This is a genomic window from Sphingomonas sp. BK069 (genome assembly GCF_014193405.1).
Classification (GTDB): Bacteria; Pseudomonadota; Alphaproteobacteria; order Sphingomonadales; family Sphingomonadaceae; genus Sphingomonas.
This window is the reverse complement of the sequence record NZ_JACHZH010000003.1, coordinates 289,644-310,509: the sequence shown is the minus strand read 5'-3', so window position 1 is coordinate 310,509 and position 20,866 is coordinate 289,644. Positions and strand designations below refer to the sequence as shown.

The following is a 20,866-nucleotide window of genomic DNA, read 5'->3' as shown; positions in this document are numbered from 1 at the left end:
AGGACGCGAAGAGGAATTAGGTGTTCGCACGCGGAGGCGCGGAGGCGCAGAGAGGTCACGCCCGGCCGCGCAGCGGCCAGACCGACACCATAGGTTGATGGTCAGGTTGCGCTGACGCGCGAGGCAGCTCCGCGCCTCCGCGTGAACCAATCTCCTTCGCGTCTTCGCATGAGCCGATCAGCAGCCGCTCACACCGTCGCGCCCATCAGCAGCTTGGGCAGATCCCCGCTCTCGCCGCGCGCCTCGCTCATGAAGCGGTCCTTAAGCGGTGGGATGCGGTCGACCGCGCTGATCCCGAAGCGGCGCACCGCGCTCGCGGCCTTGCCGGGGATGCCGAACAGCCGCGTCAGCGTGTCGGTCGCCGCCGCCACCATGAAGGTGTCGAGCCCGCGCCACGCCTCGTAGCGGCGGAGCAATTGCGCGTCGCCTGCGTCGAGCCCGAGCCGGCGGCCCTCGACCAGCACCTCGACCAGCGCGGCGACGTCGCGATAGCCGAGGTTCACTCCCTGCCCCGCGATCGGATGGATGCCGTGCGCCGCGTCGCCCACCAGCACCAGCCGCGTGTCGGTCACACGCGCGGCATGGTGGAAGCCGAGCGGGTAGCTCGCGCGCGGGCTGGCGTGCGCCAGCGCGCCGAGGAAGCCTCCCATGCGCTGCTCCGCCTCGGCGAGGAAGCCGCGGTCGCCGAGCTTGAGCATGCCCGCCGCCTGATCCGCCGCGACCGTCCACACGATCGCCGAGCGGTGGCCGACCTCGTCGTCGGGCAGCGGCAGCAGCGCGAACGGCCCGGCGGGATAGAAGATCTCGTAGGCGACGTTCTCATGGCTGCGCTCGTGGTGGAACGCGCCGACGATCGCGGCGTGGTTATATTGCCACCGTGCGACCGCGATCCCCGCCGCCTCGCGCGTCGGCGACTGGCGCCCCTCGGCGGCGACGAGCAGGTCCGCGGTGATAGCGCGCCCGTCGGACAGCGTCGCGCGCACGCCGTCCTGGTTGCGCTCCACCGCGGTCGCCCGCGTGTTCATGCGCAGGTCGACCAGCGGCGCGGCGGACACCGCCTCGTACAAGGCGCGGCGGAGCAGCCGGTTCTCGTACATCGTGCCGAGCGCGGCGTCGTCGGCAGCGGGGACGAAGTCGAGCTTGCCCGGCGCCAGCCCGTCGCTCACGCGGATGTGGCGGATCGGGCAGCCCTTGCCCCGCAGCGCCTCCCCCACCCCGATGGCATCGAGCATGCGATGGCTCGCGCTGGCGACCGCTGAGGCACGCCCGTCGAAGCCGGCGGCGAGCATCACGGCGGGGTCGGCCGGATCGACCACGATCGCGGAAAGGCCGTGGCGGTCGAGCGCGACCGCGAGCGCGCTGCCGACCAGCCCGCCGCCGAGGATGAGCACGTCTGCATGGTCCATGGCGCCCGCCCTACAGGGTCGCGCGCGGACGGGGAAGGGCGGGTCTCTTGACGCGGACTCGCGCTGGGCGGACAATGTACGCTGGGCATTTCAGACATCGCTGAGGACGGGAACAGATGGCGAGCAGGGCCGACGCGCCGCTGTGGCGCGAGACGGTGAAGGCGGGGGCGCTGCGCAGCGGTGCGCTGATCGTCGCGGTGGCGCTGGTCGCGCTGACGCTGGCGATGGCGCTCGCGCTCGCCAGCTATCGCCCGAGCGACGCCGCCTTCAACACCGCCGCGGGCGGCGTCGCAGGCAATTTGCTGGGCGCGCCCGGCGCCTGGTTCGCCGATCTCGCGCTCACGCTGTTCGGGCCCGCGGTGGCGCTGCTGCTGCCGGTGCCGCCGCTGGTGGCGGCGCGGCTGTGGCGCGAGCAGCCCGCGGGCGCGTGGCCGCGGATGCTGCGCGGCACCGCCGTGGCGGTGGCGCTGATGGCGGTGGCGCTCGGCTGCGCCGCACCCGGCGCGGTGCCCGCGCTGCCGTTCGGCTGGGGCGGCGCGGTTGGGCTCGGCGTGGTCGCTTCGACGCGCTGGGCGCTCGGACTGGTCGGCGACGCGCCGGTACGCTGGTGGGGTGTGGTCGCGCTCGGCGTGGTGAGCGGCATCGGCGGCGCCTTTCTGTGGGGCCGCAGCCTCGAGATCGACTTCGCCCGGCTCGCCCCACGCGGCGGGCTGCGCCGCGCCCGCGGTGACGCAGACGAGGCATTCGACGAGGCAGACGCCCCCTTCGATACCGCCGCGGCGCCGGCGTTGGCGCGTCGCCCCGCACCGCGCGCCGTGGCGGAGCCCAGCGACCGCCCCGCCCCGGTCATCAGTGAGCGCACGCTGGCACCCTCCGCGGCGGCGCCCAAACCGCAGCAGCGGCTCGACCTGCGCGACAGTTACACCTTGCCCGGGCTCGACCTGCTCACCCCCGCCCCCGCCAACCAGAGCAACCCGATCGACAAGGCCGCGCTGGAGCGCAACGCGCGGCTGCTCGAGACCGTGCTCGACGACTTCAACGTCAAGGGCAACATCACCGAGGTCCGCCCGGGCCCGGTCGTGACGATGTACGAGCTCGAGCCCGCGCCGGGGATCAAGGCGACTCGCGTGATCTCGCTTGCCGACGACATCGCGCGCAACATGTCGGCGATCTCGGCGCGCGTCGCGACCATCCCGGGGCGGACCGTGATCGGCATCGAGCTGCCCAATGCCAGGCGCGAGATGGTGTCGCTCCACGAGCTGGTGGCGAGCCAGGCGTTCGAGGACCAGTCGGCGCAGCTCCCCGTGATCCTCGGCAAGAACATCGCGGGCGATCCCGTCATCGCCGATCTCGCGCCGATGCCGCACCTGCTCGTCGCGGGCACGACCGGATCGGGCAAGTCGGTCGGGCTCAACGGCATGATCCTGTCGCTGCTGTACCGGCTGACGCCGGACCAGTGCCGCATGATCATGATCGACCCGAAGATGCTCGAGCTGAGCATGTACGACGACATCCCGCACCTGCTCTCGCCTGTCGTCACCGATCCGGCCAAGGCGGTGCGCGCGCTCAAATGGGCGGTCGAGACGATGGAGGATCGCTACCGCCAGATGTCGTCGGTCGGCGTGCGCAGTCTCGCCTCGTTCAACGAGAAGGTGCGGGCGGCGCGGGCCAAGGGCGCGCCGCTCGGTCGCCGCGTGCAGACTGGCTATGGCGAGAACGGCCAGCCGGTCTACGAGGAGGAGCAGCTCGACTATGACGTGCTGCCGCAGATCGTCGTCATCGTCGACGAGCTCGCCGACCTGATGATGACCGCGGGCAAGGAAGTCGAGTTCCTGATCCAGCGGCTGGCGCAAAAGGCGCGCGCCGCGGGCATCCACCTGATCATGGCGACGCAGCGCCCCTCGGTCGACGTCATCACCGGCGTGATCAAGGCCAACCTGCCGACGCGCATCTCCTTCCACGTCACCAGCAAGATCGACTCGCGCACGATCCTCGGCGAGCAGGGGGCGGAGCAGCTGCTCGGCCGCGGCGACATGCTCTACATGCCCGGCGGCAAGGGCATCGTCCGCGTCCACGGCCCGTTCGTCAGCGACGACGAGGTGCGCGCGGTGACCGATCACTGGCGCGCACAGGGCCAGCCCGACTACATCGAGTCGGTCACCGAGGAGCCGGCCGAGAGCTTCGCGCTGGAGGGCGCGCCGACCGGCGAGGACTCGGCCGAGGACCAGCAGTATCGCGCCGCGGTGGCGATCGTGTGCGGCAGCCAGAAGGCGTCGACCTCGTGGCTCCAGCGCCAGCTGCGCATCGGCTACAATTCGGCGGCGCGGCTGATCGAGCGGATGGAGAAGGAGGGCGTGGTGAGCCGGCCGGACCATGTCGGGCGGCGCGAGGTGCTGCGCGATACCGACGGGAACCAGGTGTGAGCGAGATCCTCCCCGCTCGCGGGGAGGGGGACCAGCCGTAGGCTGGTGGAGGGGGGGTCCGCGAACGGGCCGGTTCGCGTGCGAAGAGCCCCCTCCACCACGCCGCTGCGCGACGCGGTCCCCCTCCCCGCGAGCGGGGAGGATCGGCAGGGCTTCTCCCTATCCACTCCCCCCTCAATCTACCCGCATCGCCTCCGCCGCTAGGGCCTCGGCCTCGATCAGCAGCGAGTCGTCGGCGCTGCCCGTCGCCACCTTCTCGCGCCCGATCAGCGTCAGCACCGGCACCGCCAGCGGCGTGACGCGCGGCAGGTCGACGTGGACCATCGTGTCGGCGGCGCGGTCGAGCAGGTCGGCGAGCCGGCCGACGTCGGTCATCCGCGCGCGCGCGTCGGCCCAGGCCGCCTGGAGCAGCACGTGACCGGGCTCATACTGGCGCAGCACGTCGTAGATCAGGTCGGTCGAGAAGGTCACCTGCCGCCCGGTCTTGCGCTTGCCGGGATGCTGTCGCTCGACCAGCCCGCCGATCACCGCCACCTCGCGGAAGGCACGCTTGAGCAGGTGCGAGCGCTCGACCCACTCGACGAACTCATGCTCGAGGATATCGGCCGAGAACAACGCCGCCGGGTCGGTCACGCGCTCCAGGCCGTAGCAGGCGATCGCATAGTCGTTGGCGACGAAGCCGAGCGGCTTGAGCCCGAGCGTCTCCATCCGCTTGGTCACCAGCATGCCGAGCGACTGGTGCGCGTTCCAGCCCTCGAAGCTGTAGGCGACCATATAGTGGCGCCCCTCGCGCGGGAAGGTCTCGACCAGCAGCTGCTCGGGCGCGGGCAGGGTCGAGCGGCGCGACTGGATCTCGAGCCAGTCGCGCACGTCGGCGGGGAAACGGTGCCACTCACCCGGCTCGGCGAGGAAGCGCCGCACGCGCGAGGCGAGATTGGTCGAGAGCGGCATGCGGCTGCCGCCGTAGGTGGGGATCCGCGCCGGGCGGCTGGTGGCGCGAACGATCAGGTCCTCGGTGTCGATCTTCTCGACCTCGAGGCTCAGCCCCGCGAAGAAGAAGGTGTCGCCGTGGCTCAGCGTCGCGGCGAACCCCTCCTCCACCTTGCCGAGCGCGCGGCCGTTGCGGAAGCGCACCTTGAGCATCGTCGCCTCGACGATGATCCCGGCGTTCAGCCTGTGCTGCGCGACGAAGCGCGGGTGGCTGACGCGCCAGGTCCCGTCGGCGTCCTGGGTCAGCCGCTTGAAGCGGTCATAGGCCTTGAGCGAGTAGCCGCCGTCGCGGATGAAGCCGAGCACGCGCTCGAACAGCTCGTCGCTCAGTGCGGAATAGGGCAGCGCTGAGCGTACCTCGGCCAGCATCGCGCGCTGGTCGAACGGCGCCGCGCAGGCGCAGGCCATCAGATGCTGGGCCAGCACGTCGAGCGCGCCCATGCGGAACACGTCGGCGTCGAGCTCGCCCGCCTCGACCGCGTCGAGCGCGGCGCGCGCCTCGAGATATTCGAAGCGGTTGCCCGGCACGACGATCGCCTCGCTCGGTACGTCGAGGCGGTGGTTGCTGCGCCCGATCCGCTGCAGCAGCCGCGACGAGCCCTTGGGCGCGCCCATCTGAATCACGCAGTCGACGTCTCCCCAGTCGACACCGAGGTCGAGGCTGGCGGTCGCCACCAGAGCGCGCAGCCGCCCCGCCGCCATCGCGCCCTCCACCTTGCGGCGCGCCTCCTTCTCAAGGCTGCCGTGGTGAATACCGATCGGCAACTGCATCGCATTGGCCTTCCACAGGTCCTGGAAGATCAGCTCGGCGAGGCTGCGGGTGTTGCAGAAGACGATCGAGGTCCTGTGCGTCTCGATCTCGGCCATCACCTGCTCGGCGGCGTAGCGGCCGGAATGGCCCGCCCAGGGCACCCGGTCCTCGGGCAGCAGGATGGCGATGTCGGGGTCGGGGCCGGGCTCGCCCTCGACCAGCGCGACCTGGTCGATGTCGCCGTCGGGGGCGAGCCAGGCGCGATAGCCGTCCGGGTCAGCGACCGTCGCGGAGAGCGCGACGCGGCGGCACGCCGGCGCGATCGTCTGCAACCGCGCCATACACAACGACAGCAGGTCGCCGCGCTTGCCGGTGGCGAAGGCGTGAACCTCGTCGACCACGATCGTGCGCAGCCCGGCGAACATGGTGAAGCTGTCGGGATAGCTCAGCAGCAGCGACAGCGACTCGGGCGTGGTCAGCAGGATCTGCGGCGGGCGCACGCGTTGCCGCGCCTTGCGGTCGGACGGCGTGTCGCCCGTGCGGGTCTCGACGCGGATGTCGGCGCCCATCTCGTCGATCGGCGTGACCAGATTGCGCTGGATGTCGACCGCCAGCGCCTTGAGCGGCGAGACGTAGAGCGTGTGCAGCCCCTCGCTCGGCGACTCGATCAGCTCGGCGAGCGTCGGCAGGAAGCCGGCGAGCGTCTTGCCCGCACCGGTCGCGGCGATCAGCAGCGCGTGGCGGCCCGCGCGCGCCTCGTCGAGCATGGCGAGCTGGTGCCGGCGCGGATGCCACCCGCGGCGCGCGAACCAGTCGGAGAGGAGCGGGGGGAGCGCGGCCAAGGTCCGTGAGATGTAGCGACGCGCGGGGGTGGGGCAAGGTGCTCGGGCGGTCCGCCTCCTGCCCCCCGCCGCCTATCACCGCATCATGGCGTGCGCGCGCGATCCTCGGCCGACTGTTCCTTGTACAGCGCGCGCGTCGCCTCCTCGGTGCGCGCCTCCTCGTGGCGGCTGCGACGATTGCGCAGGATCGCAAAGAGCAATGCCGCGACCAGGATGATCGGCCCGGCGATCACCACGAAGCTCCACAGGCCATCACCCGCCATGTCACTCTCCGTCCGCTGTTTCTTGCCCCCGCCAACGTCCCCGCGATGAACTTCGATCCGCCGCCGCGGTTGTTCCGCCATGGCGACCCGCGCACCGACGCTCGGCGACTGGCTCGAGCCGCACCCCAACGGCATCTACGTGCGCCCGGCCGATGCCTGGATCGATCCGTCCACGCCCGAGCCGCGCGCGCTCGTCACCCATGGCCATGCCGACCACGCGCGCGGCGGCCATGGCGAGGTCTGGGCCACCCCTGAGACGCTCGCGATCATGGCGGCGCGCTACGGCGAGCAGATCGGGCGCCCGGTCGCCTACGGCGAGACGATCCGGCTGGGCGAGGTCGAGGTTGGTTTCGTTCCCGCGGGCCATGTGCTCGGCTCGGCGCAGATCGTGCTCGACCATCGCGGCGAGCGGGTCGTCGTCTCCGGTGATTACAAGCGCCGTGCCGACCCGACCTGCGCCGCGTTCGAGCCGGTGGCGTGCGACGTCTTCGTCACCGAGGCGACCTTCGGCCTGCCTGTCTTCCGTCACCCCGACACCGGCGACGAGATCGACAAACTGCTCGAGCGGCTCCACGCCAACCCGGAGCGCTGCATCGTCGTCGGCGCCTACGCGCTGGGGAAGGCGCAGCGGGTGATCGCCGAGTTGCGCGCGCGCGGGCATGCGGCGCCGATCTACCTGCACGGCGCGCTCCAGCGGCTATGCGACCTGTACGAGGAACTGGGCGTGCGGCTGGGCGAGCTGCGCCCCGCCACCGGGACGTCGAAGGCCGAGATGGCGGGGCATGTCGTGATGTGCCCTCCCTCGGCGCTCAACGACCGCTGGGCCCGTCGTCTGCCCGACCCGATCACCGCGATGGCGAGCGGCTGGATGCGGGTGCGCCAGCGCGCGCGGCAGAAGAACGTCGAGCTGCCGCTGATCCTCTCCGACCACGCCGACTGGGACGAGCTGACCGCGACGCTGGCCGAGATCGCGCCCAAGGAGGTGTGGGTGACACATGGCCGGGAGGAGGCGCTGGTGCACTGGTGCATGACGCGCCAGATCCGCGCGCGCGCGCTCGCCCTCTCCGGCTTCGAGGACGAGGACGACTGACGAGGCCCAGGCCGCGCGCTCGCAGGTCTCGGCGCTGGTTTGCCGCGCGCTAGCCGCTCGTGCTTGCCCCTGCCCTCCTCTGCCGATTAGACAGCGAGGCTCACATAAAATTAGGGGATTATCATGCGCCTCGGTCTCGCCACCGCCCTGCTCGCCGCCGTCGCGCTGCCCGCCGCCGCGCAGGACAAGGATGCCGCTCCTTCCAAGCAGTCCGCCAAGACCAATGCCGAGGCGCAGAAGGCGGCGGTCGAGGGAGCCTATGCCAACGCGCCGGTCGACGAGCGCGAGGAGCGCTCCAAGGGCGCGGTGACGGTCGGCGGCCGCAAGCTCGGCTATACCGCCACCGCCGGCACGCTGACGCTGCGCGACCTGGAGGGCAAGCCGACCGCCTCGATGTTCTACACCGCCTACACGCTCGACGGCACCAAGCCGGGCACGAAGCGACCGATCACCTTCTTCTACAACGGCGGGCCGGGCAGCCCGACCTTCTGGCTCCACATGGGCTCGTTCGCGCCGGTGCGGCTGCAGACCGGCAACCCCGAGTTCATCCGCCCGGCACCCTATGACTTCGGCCCCAACCCCTACACCCTGCTCGACAAGACCGACATGGTCTTCCTCGACGCGATCGGCGCGGGCTATTCGCGCCCGCTCGGCGACATGAAGCCGGGCGCCTTCTACGGCGTCGACGAGGACGCCGACGCCTTCGCCAAGGCGATCCTGCGCTACGCCACCAAATACGGCCGGTGGAACTCGCCCAAGTTCATCTTCGGCGAGAGCTACGGCACGCTGCGCTCGGGCGCACTGGCCTATCAGCTGCAGGACCGCGGCATGGCGCTCAACGGCGTGGTGCTGCTCAGCTCGATCATGAACTACGGCTATCGCCAGCCCGGGCTCGACCAGGTCTATCTCAACTACCTGCCGAGCTACGCCGCCACCGCCTGGTATCATAACCGTCTGGCCAACCGACCCGCCGACGTGGCGACCATCGTCCAGCAGGCGCGCGACTTCGCGGTGGGGCCGTACATGTCGGCGCTCGCCAAGGGGCAGAACATCTCCGACGCCGAGCGCGACCAGGTGGCGCAGCGGATGAGCGAGCTCATCGGCCTGTCGCCCGACTTCATCCGCCGGGCCAACCTGCGGATCGACCTGCCGCGCTTCCAGAAGGAGCTGCTGCGCGGCACGCGCCAGACGGTCGGCCGCTTCGACTCGCGCTACATCGGCACCGACAGCGATGCCGCGGGTGAGCGCCCGGAGACCGACGTGTCGTCGGACGCGATCTCGGGCGCGTTCATCGCCACCTTCACCGACTATGTGACCCACCAGCTCGGCTACAAGACCGACATGCCCTACCGTCTGTCCGCGCGCGACGCCGCGGGCTGGACGTGGAACTGGAAGCACGAGTCGCCGCTGCGCGGGGCGGGGCCGCAGAACAATCCCAACACCGCGATCGACCTGGCCGCGGCGATGCGCGCCAACCCCTATCTCCAGGTGCTGTCGATGAACGGCTGGTACGACATGGCCACGCCCTTCTTCGGCACCGAGAACGATCTCGGCCATATGATGCTCGAGCCGGGACAGCGCGGTAACCTGCGCTTCACCTATTACCCTTCCGGCCATATGGCCTATCTCAATCCCGAGGCGCTGGTGGCGATGAAGCGCGATCTCTCGGCCTGGTACGACCGCGCGCTCGCCGTGGCGCGCTCGGACACGCCGCCGGCGCGCGGGTCGGTGTCGGCGGCGGAGGGGCCCGGGTCGTCGCCCAACTGAGGCGGGCGCCGTCCCTAGGTTCCGCTGCCGTCATCCTGAGCTTGTCTCAGGATCCACCGTGCCGCGCGAGCGGCGGTCGCTGGGTGCCCCGCACCGTGGATCCTGAAGCGAGCTCAGGACTGACGCTGTCATGGAGGAGGCGAGTCACGGCACTGGCCCGCTAACCTCCTGCTCACGCCCGCAAAGCACATTTACTAAGCTCTTAACCATGGGCAGAGGCGGCGCATGCCTGCCCTGCCCTCGCGCGCGCTCGTCGCGCTCCTCGCCGCGCTCGCGGCCACCCTGCCAAGCCCTGCCCTCGCCTGGGGCAAGACCGGCCATCGCGTCGTCGCGCAGATCGCCGACGGGCGCCTCACCCCGCGCACGCGCCAGGCGGTGAAGGCCATTCTGGGCGTCGAGACGCTCGCCGAGGCGGCGAACTGGCCCGACACGATGAAGTCGAACCCGTCGCCGTTCTGGCAGCGCCAGGCGTCGCCGTGGCATTACGTCACCGTGCCCGCGGGCAAGATCTACGCCGACGTCGGCGCCCCGCCAGAGGGCGACGCGGTCACTGCGCTCACCCGCTTCAGCGCCACGCTGCGCGACCCGCGCGCGGCGCTCGCCGAGCGGCAGGCCGCGCTGCGCTTCGTCGTCCACATCGTCGGTGATCTTCACCAGCCGCTCCACACCGGCGACGGTACCGACCGCGGCGGCAACGATCGCAAGGTCACCTTCTTCGGCCGCGCTACCAACCTCCACTCGGTGTGGGACTCCGCTTTGGTGGACGATGAGCAGCTCTCTTTCACCGAGCTGTCGGCGTGGCTCGGTGCGCGGGTCACCCCGCCCGACGCACGCGCCTGGGCGGTCACCGATCCGCGCGTCTGGATTGCCGAGAGCGCCGCGCTGCGCGATCGGATCTATCCCGCGGCGGGGCAGGACACGCTGTCCTACGCCTATGTCTACGAGAACACGCCGCGCATGGAGCTCCAGCTGGAGAAAGGCGGGGTCCGGCTCGCCGCCTATCTCAACGAGCTGTTCGCCGCACGTCGCCGCTGACTCAGAGCAGCGCCAGCGCGCTCAGCTCGGCCGCGAGCGCCGCGGGCAGCGCCGCGATCCCCTCCCCCGCCGCGCCGCCGAGATCGACCGGCGCGTCGCCCGCCTCGAGATAGCGCCAGCCCTGGTGCGCGCGGCGCGGCAGCGCCAGCACGAGCCGCAGCTCGGGATCGATGTGGATCGCCACGCGCCCACCCTCGGCCTCGCCGAAGCGCAGGATCGGCGAGCGCGCCACCAGCTGGTGCTTGATGATCCAGTAGAGCGAGCCCTGCCCCGCCACTTCCTCGTGGCGCTTGGGCAGGTACCGGGTGGTGAGAAACACGGCTCCGGCGGCGGCACGCGCGCGAAGGCGCTCGGCGAGCAGGTCAACGCTCGCCGCGCCGAACGCGACCTTGGTGAGATGGAGCGGCATTCTCTCGCCGATGTGGGTCAGCCGCCCAGCCCCCACAAGGTCGCGAGCCCGAGGAAGGAGAGGAAGCCGCCGGTGTCCGTCAGCGTGGTGACGAACACCGCGGACGACACCGCGGGGTCGATGCGGAAACGGTCCAGCGTCACCGGCACCAGCACGCCGCCGAGCCCGGCGAGCAGGTTGTTGATCACCATCGCCAGCGCCATCACCAGCGACAGCTGCTCGTCGCCGTAGACGATGTAGCTGCCCAGCCCGACGAGACAGCCGAGCGTCGCGCCGTTGACCGCGGCGATGCGCAATTCGCGCACGATCATCCGCGCGGTGTTGGTGTCGGTCAGCTGGTTGGTCGCGATTGCGCGCACCACCACTGCCAGTGTCTGCGTCCCGGCGTTGCCGCCCATGCCGGAGACGATCGGCATCAGCACCGCCAGCACCGCGTAGCGCGCGATCGCGCCCTGGAAGAGCCCCACCACCGACGCCGCCAGCATCGCGGTGGCGAGATTCACCACCAGCCAGGTCAGCCGGGTTTTCACGGTGAGCCGGATCGGCTCGTTGATGTCGCCCTCGCCCGCGCCGGAGAGCAGCAGCGTGTCCTCGCCGGCTTCCTGCTGGATGATATGGACCACGTCATCCACGGTGATCATGCCGACCAGCCGCCCCGCACCGTCGACCACCGCGGCGGAGATCAGCGCATATTTCTGGAAGCGGAGCGCGACCTCCTCCTGGTCCATATCGACCGGGATCAGCGTCTGCTCGCGCTGCATCACGTCGGCGATCGCGACCGAACGCGGCGCGCGCAGCACCCAGCTCAGCATGCAGGTGCCGACCGGGCGATGCGCCGGATCGACGACATAGATCTCCCAGAAGTCGGTGGTCAGCCCGTCGTCGCGGCGCAGATAGTCGAGCGCGTCGCCCACCGTCCAATGTTCCGGCACTGCGATCAGGTCGCGCTGCATCAGGCGGCCGGCGGATTCCTCGGGGTAGGACAGCGCCTCCTCGATCGCGGCGCGATCGTCCGGCTCCATCGCGCGGAGGACCTCGCGCTGGTCCTCCGGCTCCATGTCCTCGATGATCGCGACCGCGTCGTCGGTGTCGAGCTCGCTCGCGATGTCCGCCACCTGGCGGGCGTCGAGCGCGTCGATCAGGCTCTCGCGGACATAATCGTTCATCTCCGCGAACACGTCGGCGTCGACCAGGTCGGCGATCGCGGCGGCGAGGTCGCGGCGGCAGTTCTCGGGGGTAAGCTCGAAGAGGTCGGCGATGTCGGCGGGGTGGAGCGGCTCGACGAGCGCGTGCGCTTCGGCGACGTCGCCGGCCTGCACCGCGTCGATCACCGCGCGGACGAACTCGGGCTTGAGCCGGTCGTCCTCGTCCATCCGGTCGTCGGCGGCCTCGATCGGATCGGCCAGCTCGCTCTCGCTCATGCGCCGCCGTCTCCTGTTCGTGCCGGACCGCACCGCCCTACCGCGCGCTCGCACCATTTGCCAGCCGCGCGCCCAGCCACTAACGCGCCCGCATCGTACCGAAAGGATCTTCCATGGCCGATACTTACTCAACGCTGACGATGACGCTCGAGGGCGGCGACGTGACCATCCGCCTGCGCCCCGATCTGGCGCCGGAGCATGTCGCGCGCATCGCCGAGCTGGCCAATGACGGCTTCTACGATGGCGTCGTGTTCCACCGCGTCATTCCGGGCTTCATGGCGCAGGGCGGTGACCCGACCGGCACCGGCATGCACGGCTCGGACAAGCCCAACCTCAAGCAGGAGTTCAGCAAGGAGCCGCACGTGCGTGGCACCTGCTCGATGGCGCGGACGATGGACCCGAACTCGGCCAACTCGCAGTTCTTCATCTGCTTCGACGACGCGCGCTTCCTCGACGGCCAGTATACCGTCTGGGGCGAGGTGACCGAGGGCATGGAGCTGATCGACGCACTGCCCAAGGGCGAGCCGCCGGCGAACCCGGGCAAGATCGTGTCGATGAAGGCGGCCTAAGGTCCTCTTCGCGCGAAAGGGGGGCGTGATGGGCGGTGACGCGCCATCGCGCTCTCTGTCCTGTCGGGCGGCGCCCTTCCTTGCGCCCTTTTCCGTCATCCCCGCGAAGGCGGGGATCCAGACGTGCTGCGGTTGCGGCTCGGACCGCGACGATAACGCATCTGGTTTCCTGCCTTCGCAGGAATGACGGTGGTTGGGGTGCCTAAGATGATGATCGGGGGGGAGGCGAGCGCCTCTATCGTAGTCTCTCCCCCCTCACTCCTGCCGCAGCGTCCGGATCAGCCAGTCGCGGAACAGCCGCACCGGCTTGGTCTGCAGCGCGCGCGGGCGGCAGGCGAACCAATAGCTGTATGGGCTGGTGACATCGATGTCGAAGAGTCGCGCCAGCCGCGGATCGTTGGCGTCCTGGAAGTGGTTCTCGTGCATGAAGGCGATGCCGAGCCCCTGCGCCGCCGCCTCGAGGATCAGTGCGCCCGAGTCGAAATAATCGATCGCGACCGACTCGACCGCCGGCACCCCGGCGGCCTGCGCCCAGGCGGCATAGGTGTCGGGCATGTCGCGGTGGAGCAGGATGGTGTGCCCTTCCAGCTGGTCGGGCGAGCGCAGTGGGCGCGGCCCCTCCAGCAGCGAGCGGGCGCCGATCGGATAGACCATGTTGCGGTCGAGCCGCTCCGAGTAGAGCAACGGGTCGACGTCGCGCGCCACCACGATCACCGCGTCGAGCCCTTCGCCCAGCCGCCCCAGCGCGTTGCCGCCGGTATCGATGTCGAGGTGAAGCTCGGGATGCGCGGTGCGCAGCTCGCCCAGGCGCGGGAACAGCCGCTGCGACGCGTAGAGCGGCAGCACGCCGAGACGCAGCCGCAGCACCTCGCTGCCGCTGGTCATCGAGTCGATCGCGTCGGACAGGCCGTCGAGCACGGGTGCGATCGCGGCCAGCAGCCGCTCACCGTCGGCATTGGGCACCATCGCCTGGTGACGCCGGTCGAACAGCGGGCGTGTGAGAAAGCGCTCCAACGTCTGGATGCGGCGACTGAGCGCGGGTGGGGAGAGCGCCAGCTCCTGCGCCGCGGCCTTGATCGAGCCCAGGCGAGCGACAGCGACGAACGCCTCGATCGCGGTTAGGGGCGGCAGGCGGCGCATGGGCGATTCAACTTCGGTCCTGCGCCGGATGATGGGGCGCGCACGCCTCGGCGCAAGCGTGCGAACGGGCTCGAATGCATTTTATGCAACTATAGCGCTATCATTCGCACTTGCACAATGGTTTGTTGCCGCGCATTTAAAGCGTGCCTTTCAGGCATCCTCTCCTAAAAACTTTCATAGGCCGCTCCTCGTTGAGCGGCCTTTTTTTCGTCTGCGTCAGGCCCGTAGCGGCGAGTGTCGCTCTCGCAATCCGGAACCCTGGCCCTATCTCCTGCGCTCGACCGCGCGAGCGAGGAAGGGCAGCAGGATGGCGGACGCCGAACCCCGGGTGATCAAATTGCAGGTGGCGAACGCACGCCCCGAGGACAGCGGTCGCGGCATCGCGCATCTGCCGCGCTCGGTGCTCTCCGCACTGGGGCTGACCGACGGCGACGTGGTCGAGGTCGTCGGCAAGAAGACGACCCCCGCGCGAGCCGTCGGCCCTTATGCCGAGGACGAGGGGCTCGAGATCATCCGGATCGACGGACTCCAGCGCGCCAACGCCGGCGTCGGCTCGGGTGACTTCGTCGAGGTGCGCCGCGTCGAGAGCAAGGCCGCGACCCGAGTCGTCTTCGCGCCGGCGCAGCAGAACCTGCGCTTGCAGGGCTCGACGACGGCGCTCAAGCGCACCTTCTTCGGCCGGCCCCTGTGCGCGGGCGACGTCGTCGCCACCGCCGGGCATCAGCGCGTCTCGAACATGCCGCCGGGCATGGAGCGTTACATCAATGCGCCCGCCTACGCCTTGCAAGAGATCCGCCTCTCGGTGGTCTCGGCCAGTCCCAAGGGCGTGGTCCATATCGACGAGAATACCGAGATCGAGCTCCGGCCTGAATATGAGGAGCCCGAGGCGGCGCGTCGCGCCGACGTCACCTACGACGACATCGGCGGCATGGCGGCGACGATCGACCAGCTTCGCGAGATGGTCGAGCTGCCGCTGCGCTATCCCGAGCTGTTCCAGCGCCTCGGCGTCGATCCGCCCAAGGGGGTGCTGCTGCACGGCCCGCCCGGCACCGGCAAGACGCGGCTGGCGCGCGCGGTGGCGAACGAGTCGGACGCGCAGTTCTTCCTGATCAACGGTCCCGAGATCATGGGCTCCGCCTATGGTGAGTCGGAGCAGAGGCTGCGCAGCGTGTTCGAGGAGGCGACGAAGGCAGCGCCCTCGATCGTCTTCATCGACGAGATCGACTCGATCGCGCCCAAGCGCGGTCAGGTCTCGGGCGAGGCGGAGAAGCGTGTCGTCGCGCAGCTGCTGACGCTGATGGACGGGCTGGAGGCGCGCGCCAACGTGGTGATCATCGCCGCGACCAACCGCCCCGAGGCGATCGACGAGGCGCTGCGCCGGCCCGGCCGATTCGACCGCGAGATCATCGTCGGCGTGCCCGACGAGCGCGGCCGGCGCGAGATCCTCGGCATCCACACCCGCGGCATGCCGCTGGGCGACAAGGTCGACCTCGACGAGCTGGCGCGGACTACCTTCGGCTTCGTCGGCGCCGACCTCGCCGCGCTGACGCGCGAGGCGGCGATCGAGGCGGTGCGGCGGATCATGCCGCGGCTCAACCTCGAGGATCGCAGCATCCCGCCCGAGGTGCTCGACACGCTGGCGGTGACGCGCGAGGACTTCATGGGCGCGATCAAGCGAGTCCAGCCTTCGGCGATGCGCGAGGTGATGGTACAGGCGCCGACCACGCAGTGGAGCGACGTCGGCGGCCTCGACGACGCGCAGATGCGGCTCAAGGAAGGAGTCGAGCTGCCGCTCAAGGATCCCGACGCGTTCCGCCGGCTCGGCATTCGCCCGGCCAAGGGCTTCCTGCTCTACGGGCCGCCGGGCACCGGCAAGACCTTGCTCGCCAAGGCGGTGGCGCGCGAGGCGGAGGCGAACTTCATCGCCACCAAGTCGAGCGATCTGCTGAGCAAATGGTATGGCGAGAGCGAGCAGCAGATCGCCCGGCTGTTCCAGCGCGCACGCCAGGTGGCGCCCTGCGTGATCTTCATCGACGAGCTCGACAGCCTCGTCCCCGCGCGCGGTGGCGGACTGGGTGAGCCGCAGGTGACCGAGCGCGTGGTGAACACCATCCTCGCCGAGATGGACGGTTTGGAGGAGCTGCAATCGGTCGTGGTGATCGGCGCGACCAACCGGCCCAACTTGGTCGACCCGGCGCTGCTGCGACCGGGGCGGTTCGACGAGCTGATCTATGTCGGCGTGCCGGACCAGTCCGGACGGCGGCGGATCCTGTCGATCCAGACGCAGAAGATGCCGCTCGCCGACGACGTCGACCTCGACGCGGTGGCGCGTCGCACCGAGCGTTTCACGGGTGCCGATCTGGAGGATGTGGTGCGTCGCGCCGGCCTGATCGCGCTGCGCGAGTCGCTCGAGTCGCGGCAGGTCACCGCGGCGCACTTCGACCGCGCGCTGGAGGAGAGCCGCGCCAGCGTCACGCCGGAGGTAGAACGCGACTATGAGCAGATGGCGTCCCGGCTGAAGCAGGACGCGAATGCGATCCAGCCGATCGGCTTCATCGCGCCCGGCCAGCTCACCCCGCGCGGGCCGAAAGGGACGGACTAACGGATAAATCCTCCCCGGAACGGGGAGGGGGCCGCCCGGCGCAGCCGGGTGGTGGAGGGGGTTCTCCAAGCAGCGCGACGGCCGCGGACAGCCCCCTCCACCACGCCCTACGGGCGCGGTCCCCCTCCCCGCCGAGCGGGGGGATCTCACTCGCTCGCTGCCGCCCAGCGATACTCCCGCGTTACCGTCGCTACCGTCACCGCGTAATCGTCATACCAGCGCTCCCGCCCCCGCTCACGCGTCGCGGCATGTTCGGGATGGTCGCGCCACGCGACCGCACTCGCCTCGTCGGCCCAGTAGCTCAGCGTGATCCCCAGCCCGTCCGCGTCGCGCACACTGTCGACTCCTCGATAGCCAGGCTGCGCCGCCGCGAGCGCGTCCATCTGCGCCGCCGCCGCGGCATAGCCCGCCTCGTCGCGGCCGTTGCGGTGCGAGACGAACGTCACCACCACCTGCCCGACCCGCTCGCCGCCGTCCCGCATTCGCCCGCTCCCGCTGCGCCAACGGCCGGGCGAATAGGCGCTTGGGGGCGGGCCGCAACCCCGCTATGGCAACCGCCGCGCTTGCAAGGCGTTCGTCATCGTGGTGACACGCGTCTGTCACCGTCAGGGTTCGGGAGCGACATCTTTCCACATGCCTAGTTCGACCAACGCCATGCGGCGCAACCGCAGCAGAGCCGCCGGCGTGCCCGGTCCCTGGCAGATGTTCTTCACCGGGTTCCTCAAGCACCCCGTGATGGTCGGGTCGATCATCCCTTCATCGGACCGGCTGATCGCCAAGATGCTCGGCCCGGTCGACTGGGCGAACTGCAAGCTCTTCGTCGAATACGGCCCCGGCGTCGGCACCTTCTGCCGCCCGATCCTCGAGAAAATGGCCCCGGACGCGACGCTGATCGCGATCGACACCAACCCCGACTTCATTCGGTATCTCAACCACACGATCACCGACTCGCGCTTCGTCGCGGTCCACGGGTCGGCCGCGGATGTCGAGTCGATCGTCCGCGAGCACGGCCATGAGGCTGCAGACTATGTCCTCTCCGGCCTGCCCTTCTCGACGCTGCCCGATGGAGTCGGCCCCGCGATCGCGGCGGCGACGCAGCGCGTGATCCGCACCGGCGGCGCCTTCCTGGTGTACCAGTTCAGCCCCAAGGTCCGCGACTTCATCGCGCCGCACTTCCCGCGCATCGATCACGACATGGAATGGTGGAACGTGCCGCCGGCGCAGCTCTACTGGGGCTGGAAGGACTGACGCGGGCGGGCACGCCCGAGCCTTTGCTCTCGAAGACGTCATCCTGAACTCGTTTCAGGATCCACCCGTCCGCGAGCGCCATCGGTGCTTGAGTATGCGGCGCGGTGGATCCTGAGACGAGCTCACGATGGCGGCGGGTGGCGTGGGCGGTCGCGCCGAATCACGCACGCCCCCGCGCCGACGATGGCTTCACGTGGAACGCGCCGCGCTCACCGCTCCCGCGTCGCGGCGAAGCGCACTTTTGAGTAACGATCGGCGATATAGCCGACTTCCCATGCGCTCTTCGCCAGGAACACCGGATTGCCGTCGCGGTCCTTCGCCATCGCACCGCGGTTTAGGTCCATGAAGTCCTTGAGCGCGGCAGGATCCTCCGCCGACACCCAGCGCGCGGTATCGAACGGCGCCGGCTCCAGCGCCGCCGCCACCTTATATTCCACCTCGAGCCGCGACAGCAGCACCTCGAGCTGGAGCTGCCCGACCACGCCGATGATCCAGTTGGATCCGATCTCGGGGTAGAAGACCTGCGTCACGCCCTCTTCGGCCATGTCGTCGAGCGCCTTGCGCAGCTGCTTGGTCTTGGTCGGGTCCTTGAGCTGAACGCGGCGCAGGATCTCGGGGGCGAAGTTGGGCAGCCCGGTGAAGCGCACGTCGGCGCGCTCGCTCAGCGTATCGCCCACGCGCAGCGTGCCGTGATTCGGGATGCCGATGATGTCGCCCGGGAAGGCCTCGTCCGCCACCTCGCGGTTCTGCGCGAAGAACAGGATCGGTGAATGGACCGCGATCGGCTTGCCGTGGCCCGTCGGCGTCAGCTTCATGCCGCGCTTGAACGTGCCCGAGCACAGCCGCATGAACGCGATGCGGTCGCGGTGGTTGGGGTCCATGTTGGCCTGGACCTTGAACACGAAGCCAGTGACCTCGTCGTTCTCGGGCGCGACCGGCGCTGGCTCGGCGGGCTGCGGACGCGGCGGGGGCGCGTGCTCGGCCAGCGCCGCGATCAGCTGCGCGACGCCGAAGTCCTTGAGCGCCGAGCCGAAATAGACCGGGGTGAGGTCGCCGTGGCGGTATGCTTCGGGGTCGAAGGCGGGATAGCCGATCTGCGCGAGCTCGATCTCCTCCTGCCAGCGCTCGGACAGCGCGGGCGAGTCCTCGACCGTGCCGAGGAAGGCCCGGCTGTCGCCCTCTGGCCGGCTGATCCGGTTCGACGCGAGGTCGAGCACGCCCTCGAACTCGCCCCCCATGCCGATCGGCCAGCTCATCGGCGACACGTCGAGCGCGAGCATGTCGGCGATCTCGTCGAGCAATTCGAACACCGGCCGCCCCTCGCGATCGACCTTGTTGACGAAGGTGATGATCGGCACCGAGCGCAGCCGGCACACCTCGAACAATTTGCGCGTCTGCGGCTCGATCCCCTTGGCCGCGTCGATCACCATCACCGCCGAGTCGACCGCGGTGAGCGTGCGATAGGTATCCTCCGAGAAGTCCTCGTGCCCCGGCGTGTCGAGCAGGTTGAAGGTGATGCCGTCATGCTCGAACGTCATCACCGAGGAGGTGACCGAGATACCGCGCTGCTGCTCGATCTTCATCCAGTCCGAGCGCGCGCGCCGGTTCTGCCCTCGCGCCTTGACCTCGCCGGCGAGATGGATCGCGCCGCCGAAGTACAGCAACTTCTCGGTCAGCGTGGTCTTGCCCGCGTCGGGGTGGGAGATGATCGCGAAGGTGCGGCGGGGGGAGGTCATTGCGGGGGTCCGGATCGGGGCGCGCGCGGCGCGAATGTTGAGAAAGTTGAGTCGCTGAACGGTGTCGGGCTCTGGCGGAAGCGCGAATGTTGAGTCGGTGGCGGATGGGCGGCGGTGGCAGGAAGGGGCGGTGAGGCGAGGGAGCGCCCCGCGGCGGGTCTCGATAGCAAAGCGCGGCGATGTGGGACAGGGGCGGCACGGTGGATGGCTGGCGCGCGCTTGTCTCCGTCGCGGCGGCGCTTCGAGACGAGACTTCGACAGGCTCAGCCTCTCCTCAGCGCGAACGGTCAGAGTGTGTCGCCACGTATGTTGAGGCGGCACAGCTCCGCTTCTCCGTGCTCCGCTCCCCCGTTCGTGCCGAGGAGCCGCTGAGCTCGTCGAAGCGGCGTCCCGAAGCACTTCGCGCGCTGATACGAGCGCGAGCTTAGGCTGTGCGCCTGGGGGGCTCCCACGGATGAACGGGCGCGCCTGCCGCCACCCTCACTCCTCCGCCGGCTCGCCGCGACCCTTGAACCCCTGCGCCACCACGAACCACTCGACCGATCCCTTGCGGCTCGCGGGCGGCTTGGCGTGCTTCACCGCGGTGAAATTGCGCTTCATTTCCGCCACCAGCGCCGAATCGGCGCCGCCCGCGAACACCTTGGCGACGAAGGTCCCGCCCGGCCGCAGCACGTCTATCGCGAAGGCGAGCGCGGTCTCCACCAGCGCCATGGTGCGCAGCGCGTCGGTCTGCGGGTGCCCGACCGTGTTGGCGGCCATGTCGGACAGCACCAGATCGGGCGCGCCGCCCAGCGCGGCCATCAGCTCGCCCGGCGCTTCATCGGCCATGAAGTCCATCTCGAAGATGGTGACGCCGTCGATCGGGTCGACCGGCAGCAGGTCGATCCCCACCACCGCGGCGCCCGGCGCCTGGCGCCGCACCACCTGGCTCCACCCCCCCGGCGCGATCCCGAGATCGACCACGCGCTTCACGCCCTTGAGCAGCCCGAACCGCTCGTCCAGCTCGATCAGCTTATAGGCTGCGCGGCTGCGATAGCCCTCGGCCTTGGCGCGGCGGACATAGGGGTCGTTGAGCTGGCGCTCGAGCCAGCGGGTGGATTGCGCGCTGCGGTTGCGCGCGGTCTTGACGCGTTGGCGTCCCGCTCCCGTGCCCCTCACGCGTCGCTAGGTCCCA

The 20,866-nt window shown here is 70.0% G+C and carries 16 protein-coding genes; 7 read left to right on the top strand and 9 right to left on the bottom strand.

Annotated features, from left to right (window positions below):
- Nucleotides 1-188 precede the first annotated feature (188 nt).
- Nucleotides 189-1,406, bottom strand: coding sequence for a UbiH/UbiF/VisC/COQ6 family ubiquinone biosynthesis hydroxylase (locus tag FHY02_RS12745; protein ID WP_183922593.1), 1,218 nt, complete (start codon nt 1,404-1,406; stop codon nt 189-191).
- Nucleotides 1,407-1,522: 116 nt separating this feature from the next.
- Between FHY02_RS12745 and FHY02_RS12740 the strand changes: the two genes are divergently transcribed.
- Nucleotides 1,523-3,829 carry a DNA translocase FtsK 4TM domain-containing protein gene (locus FHY02_RS12740; protein WP_183922591.1) on the top strand — a complete coding sequence of 769 codons (2,307 nt, stop codon included), beginning with the start codon at nt 1,523-1,525 and terminating at the stop codon, nt 3,827-3,829.
- A 174-nt stretch (nt 3,830-4,003) separates the two neighbouring features.
- Here FHY02_RS12740 and FHY02_RS12735 read toward each other — a convergent pair whose 3' ends face one another.
- Entirely contained in the window at nt 4,004-6,412 is a 2,409-nt protein-coding gene (locus FHY02_RS12735; RefSeq protein ID WP_183922582.1) for a ligase-associated DNA damage response DEXH box helicase, read from the bottom strand.
- Nucleotides 6,413-6,495: 83 nt separating this feature from the next.
- Entirely contained in the window at nt 6,496-6,675 is a 180-nt protein-coding gene (locus tag FHY02_RS12730) for a hypothetical protein (RefSeq protein WP_183922580.1), read from the bottom strand.
- A gap of 79 nt (nt 6,676-6,754) precedes the next feature.
- On the opposite strand from FHY02_RS12730, the gene FHY02_RS12725 reads away from it, so the two are divergent.
- From FHY02_RS12725 to FHY02_RS12715, 3 genes are all read left to right on the top strand, one after another.
- Nucleotides 6,755-7,765, top strand: coding sequence for a ligase-associated DNA damage response exonuclease (locus FHY02_RS12725; protein WP_183922578.1), 1,011 nt, complete (start codon nt 6,755-6,757; stop codon nt 7,763-7,765).
- Between the two features lie 123 nt (nt 7,766-7,888).
- Complete coding sequence (locus FHY02_RS12720; RefSeq protein ID WP_183922577.1) at nt 7,889-9,532, top strand: S10 family peptidase; 1,644 nt, start codon at nt 7,889-7,891, stop codon at nt 9,530-9,532.
- A 225-nt stretch (nt 9,533-9,757) separates the two neighbouring features.
- On the top strand, nt 9,758-10,567 hold the full coding sequence (locus tag FHY02_RS12715) for a S1/P1 nuclease (RefSeq protein ID WP_183922575.1): 810 nt from the start codon (nt 9,758-9,760) through the stop codon (nt 10,565-10,567).
- A gap of 1 nt (nt 10,568) precedes the next feature.
- On the opposite strand, the gene FHY02_RS12710 is transcribed toward FHY02_RS12715, so the two are convergent.
- Together FHY02_RS12710 and mgtE are read right to left on the bottom strand one after the other, a co-directional pair.
- The gene (locus tag FHY02_RS12710) at nt 10,569-10,976 is read right to left on the bottom strand and encodes a DUF1489 family protein (protein ID WP_183922573.1); all 408 of its coding nucleotides are present in this window, start codon (nt 10,974-10,976) and stop codon (nt 10,569-10,571) included.
- A 17-nt stretch (nt 10,977-10,993) separates the two neighbouring features.
- Complete coding sequence (mgtE, locus tag FHY02_RS12705) at nt 10,994-12,397, bottom strand: magnesium transporter (RefSeq protein WP_183922571.1); 1,404 nt, start codon at nt 12,395-12,397, stop codon at nt 10,994-10,996.
- A 113-nt stretch (nt 12,398-12,510) separates the two neighbouring features.
- Between mgtE and FHY02_RS12700 the strand changes: the two genes are divergently transcribed.
- Nucleotides 12,511-12,966: a peptidylprolyl isomerase gene (locus tag FHY02_RS12700; protein WP_183922568.1), complete on the top strand. Its 456-nt coding sequence runs from the start codon at nt 12,511-12,513 to the stop codon at nt 12,964-12,966.
- Nucleotides 12,967-13,221: 255 nt separating this feature from the next.
- Here FHY02_RS12700 and FHY02_RS12695 read toward each other — a convergent pair whose 3' ends face one another.
- Nucleotides 13,222-14,106: a LysR substrate-binding domain-containing protein gene (locus tag FHY02_RS12695; protein ID WP_183922566.1), complete on the bottom strand. Its 885-nt coding sequence runs from the start codon at nt 14,104-14,106 to the stop codon at nt 13,222-13,224.
- Nucleotides 14,107-14,413: 307 nt separating this feature from the next.
- Here FHY02_RS12695 and FHY02_RS12690 point away from each other — a divergent pair, with 307 nt between their 5' ends.
- A complete protein-coding gene (locus FHY02_RS12690; RefSeq protein WP_183922564.1) occupies nt 14,414-16,708 on the top strand; it encodes a CDC48 family AAA ATPase in 2,295 nt (764 codons plus the stop codon).
- Between the two features lie 146 nt (nt 16,709-16,854).
- On the opposite strand, the gene FHY02_RS12685 is transcribed toward FHY02_RS12690, so the two are convergent.
- The gene (locus FHY02_RS12685; RefSeq protein WP_183922562.1) at nt 16,855-17,190 is read right to left on the bottom strand and encodes an antibiotic biosynthesis monooxygenase; all 336 of its coding nucleotides are present in this window, start codon (nt 17,188-17,190) and stop codon (nt 16,855-16,857) included.
- 151 nt (nt 17,191-17,341) lie between these two features.
- On the opposite strand from FHY02_RS12685, the gene FHY02_RS12680 reads away from it, so the two are divergent.
- Entirely contained in the window at nt 17,342-17,956 is a 615-nt protein-coding gene (locus tag FHY02_RS12680) for a class I SAM-dependent methyltransferase (RefSeq protein ID WP_183922560.1), read from the top strand.
- Between the two features lie 209 nt (nt 17,957-18,165).
- Here the strand turns inward: FHY02_RS12680 and FHY02_RS12675 are convergent, their stop codons facing one another.
- Together FHY02_RS12675 and FHY02_RS12670 are read right to left on the bottom strand one after the other, a co-directional pair.
- The gene (locus FHY02_RS12675) at nt 18,166-19,692 is read right to left on the bottom strand and encodes a peptide chain release factor 3 (RefSeq protein ID WP_183922558.1); all 1,527 of its coding nucleotides are present in this window, start codon (nt 19,690-19,692) and stop codon (nt 18,166-18,168) included.
- A gap of 480 nt (nt 19,693-20,172) precedes the next feature.
- Nucleotides 20,173-20,850: an RlmE family RNA methyltransferase gene (locus FHY02_RS12670; protein ID WP_183922556.1), complete on the bottom strand. Its 678-nt coding sequence runs from the start codon at nt 20,848-20,850 to the stop codon at nt 20,173-20,175.
- Between the last annotated feature and the right edge of the window lie 16 nt (nt 20,851-20,866).